Annotated in this window: 4 protein-coding genes and 1 pseudogene; 2 read left to right on the top strand and 3 right to left on the bottom strand. The window is 66.8% G+C overall.

Annotated features, from left to right (window positions below; genetic code table 11):
* Positions 1 to 519: pseudogene (locus tag JYJ84_RS32365) on the bottom strand (hypothetical protein); the annotation flags it as partial.
* A 413-nt stretch (positions 520 to 932) separates the two neighbouring features.
* On the opposite strand from JYJ84_RS32365, the gene JYJ84_RS32370 reads away from it, so the two are divergent.
* Positions 933 to 1256, top strand: a complete 324-nt coding sequence (locus tag JYJ84_RS32370; protein WP_122949221.1) for a cupin domain-containing protein — start codon at positions 933 to 935, stop codon at positions 1254 to 1256.
* A gap of 142 nt (positions 1257 to 1398) precedes the next feature.
* On the top strand, positions 1399 to 2124 hold the full coding sequence (locus JYJ84_RS32375) for a glutathione S-transferase (protein ID WP_175222902.1): 726 nt from the start codon (positions 1399 to 1401) through the stop codon (positions 2122 to 2124).
* A gap of 49 nt (positions 2125 to 2173) precedes the next feature.
* Here JYJ84_RS32375 and JYJ84_RS32380 read toward each other — a convergent pair whose 3' ends face one another.
* The gene (locus JYJ84_RS32380; protein ID WP_174960857.1) at positions 2174 to 2572 is read right to left on the bottom strand and encodes a DUF4440 domain-containing protein; all 399 of its coding nucleotides are present in this window, start codon (positions 2570 to 2572) and stop codon (positions 2174 to 2176) included.
* A gap of 15 nt (positions 2573 to 2587) precedes the next feature.
* On the bottom strand, positions 2588 to 3207 hold a 620-nt coding region (locus JYJ84_RS32385), incomplete at its 5' end, for an MFS transporter (protein WP_205189970.1).

A 3207-nucleotide genomic window follows, 5' to 3' on the forward strand; every position in this document is an offset into this window, starting at 1 on the left:
GCCGTCGCTCGCGATTACGGGCTCGACCGACGACAGCACGTCGGTGCCCATTCCGTATTTCGACACCAGAAAGCGCGCGATCTCCCACTGCGCGTACACCTTCACCGGTTTCAACTGACGGATGCGATACACGGCATCCGCGAGCGCTTCGTTGACAGGCCCCGGGTCGGGCAGCGCGGACTGGTTGCCGCCGGTGCTCGACGTGTTGCCGCTTGCCGCGTTCGGGCGATTGCCGAAGCTGTACGCGACGATCGCACCAATCTGCGCGGCCGGCACTGTCGGCAGGTCCCACGTGAAGCCGACGTCGGTCAGCGCCGGCATGATCGCGTTGACCGTCGCCGCGTCGCCGAGCTGCGCGTTGAGCTTCGCGGACATCTGCGCGGCCAGCGCCGCATCGGTGACGGGTGCCGACGTGACATCGTCGCCACCGCCGCATGCGCTCAGCAACGGCGCCACGGCAACCGCGGGCGCGGCAGCCAGGAATTTTCTGCGTAATGAAGCCGACGGATTCAGATTCATGAGAAATACGAAATGATGCGAGCCACGCCGGCAGCCGATCGCGGCGTTGCGAATCGCGGGTTCACGGGAAACGACAACCTGACGCGTCGTGCGATCGAGCTGAGCGAGGGACGGCAGGATCGACGCTCGAATCGCATCGCTGCGCGTCTGTCGATTGACGATGCGGGATCGTAGTGGGCGTTTATTAAATCGCGGTGAACTTGTCGATCGAATACGAACGATCGTCACGCCGTTTCATCGATGGACGAATGCGTTTCATCCATGGCGAGCACGTGCGGCCGTTGTTTCATCGGTGGCGAGCGGCGGGATTCGCGAGCGTCGCCGGGCGCTGGGCGCCGCGCGCCGGATTTCGAGCTACGATGGCGCAACGCGCATTCCCCCGTCCCCACGACCCGGATCCGGAGCACACCGCCATGAAGCTCGGCCTGAACGAATCGCTCGCACGCCTCGACGAAGCAGGCACGCTGTTCACGACGCTGTTCCACCATGGCACGCTCGACGTCGAGCTGTACCGGCCGCGCATCGAGGACAAGCAGAAGCCGCATACGCGCGACGAGGTCTACGCGATCGCCACCGGCACGTCGCGCTTCGTCGTCGACGGACGCGCCTGCGAGGTCGCGGCCGGTGATGTGCTGTTCGTCCCGGCCCACGCCGAGCACCGCTTTGTCGGCTTCTCCGACGACTTCTCGACCTGGGTGTTCTTCTACGGCCCGGAGGGCGGCGAGCGCAACGCGTAGCGCGCGATGCGCGCGGCACTTTTCCGGCGATCGCCTAGACTGTCTATTCGCAGCGCGCGGCGCGCGGCGCGCGGCGCGCGACACGCGGCCGCCCGGTCGTCACGATGCCTGTGGCAGCCGGTTCAACGAACGGGAAAACAGCATGCGATACGAACTGTATTACTGGCCCGAGATCCAGGGCCGCGGCGAATATGTGCGGCTCGCGCTCGAAGCGGCCGAAGCCGACTATGTCGACGTCGCGCGCGAATCGGGGCGCGGCATGGGCGTGGCGGCAATGATGCGCATGATGGAAGGCACGAAGGCCGAATGCGTGCCGTTCGCGCCGCCGTTCCTGAAGGCCGGCGACCTGGTGGTCGGGCAGACCGCGAACATCCTGCTGTTTCTCGGCGCGCGGCTCGGGCTCGCGCCCGACGACGAAGCCGGCCGGCTGTGGGTGCACCAGCTTCAGCTGACCGTCGCCGATTTCGTCACCGAGATCCACGACACGCATCACCCGATCGCAAGCGGCCTCTACTACGAGGACCAGCAGGCGGAAGCCGCCGAGCGCGCAGCCGATTTCCTGGAAAACCGGCTGCCGAAATTCCTCGGTTACTTCGAACGCGTACTCGACCAGAATCCGCACAAGAGCGGCTACCTCGCCGGCAACGCACTCAGCTATGCGGACCTGTCGATGTTCCAGTTGATCGAGGGCCTGCGCTACGCGTTTCCGAAAGCGATGAAGCGCGCGGACCGGAAGATCGCGGCGCTGGTCGCGCTGCACGACCGCGTCGCACTGCATCCGCCCGTCGCGCACTATCTCGAATCGGAACGCCGCATTCCGTTCAACGACATGGGCATCTTCCGGCACTATCCGGAGCTGGACAAGTAACGCCGGCCCGGCGTCCGCGCCGCTTCGTGCGCGGCGGCGGACGCCCCCTTCACGCGACGACCGGCGTCTCGTGCAGATGGCGCCACACGATCAGGCCATCCGCCTCGCGCCGGAATACGGCCGTCGAACGCCGCACCGTGCGCCGCCCCTGCGCATCGGTCTGCGTTTCGCGATAGCCGATCGTCGCGCCATCGGACCACACGGCCAGCCCGCGCAACTCGTCGATGTCGATCGCCAGCCCGGGACGCGCGCCGTGCCCGTGTGAAAACAGCGCATCGACGCCCGCGTAATCGAGCACCGCGCCCGACATCGCGATCATCGAAAATCCCGGCGAGAAACGCGCCATCAGCGCCGCGAGCCGCTCGGGAGCAGCACGGCCGGACAACCAGCACTCGATGTCGGCAACGGTATCGACGACTTCCTTGAAATACGGATTCGGCAAAGTCATAAGGCTCTCAGGTTCTCAGGAATGGGATGAAACGGGTTGCGCGGCCGGCGCAGGGTGCGCGGGAAGCCGCGCGATCAGGCCGAGCGGCAGCAACGTCAGCACGGCCGCCAGCCCGAAGCACCAGCGGTACGGCGCGAGCGACGGGCCGCCCGCGTCGAACGCCAGCAACGCATTGAGTGCGCTGCCGAGCACGGCCACGCCGACGCAAAAGCTCAACTGGCGGTTGATGTTCCACAGCGCACTCGCGTCGCCCATCCGGTCGGCCGGCACATCGACGAACGCCGCGCTTTGCGACGTGCTCGTGCACAGGCTCGCGCCGAACCCCATCGCCACGAATGCCGCGATGCGCACGGCTTCGACGCTGGCCCACGGCGTCGCGAGCAGGGCGATGCCGACGCAATCGATCGCGATGCCGCACGCGAACAACGGCTTCGCGCCGTGGCGCGGAAAGCAGCGGCGCGTCGTCGCGATCGCGAAGAATGCCGCGATCGCCCATGGCAGCATCAGCGCGCCGGCATGCGCGGCGCTCAATCCGAGCGCGTTCTGCAGATAGAGCGACGCAACGAGGTTGACGCCCGTAAAGATGCCCGGCACGCACAGATAGACCACCACGCCGATCCGCAGCAGCGGCTGCG

Source organism: Burkholderia sp. LMG 13014 (genome assembly GCF_905232215.1).
Classification (GTDB): Bacteria; Pseudomonadota; Gammaproteobacteria; order Burkholderiales; family Burkholderiaceae; genus Burkholderia.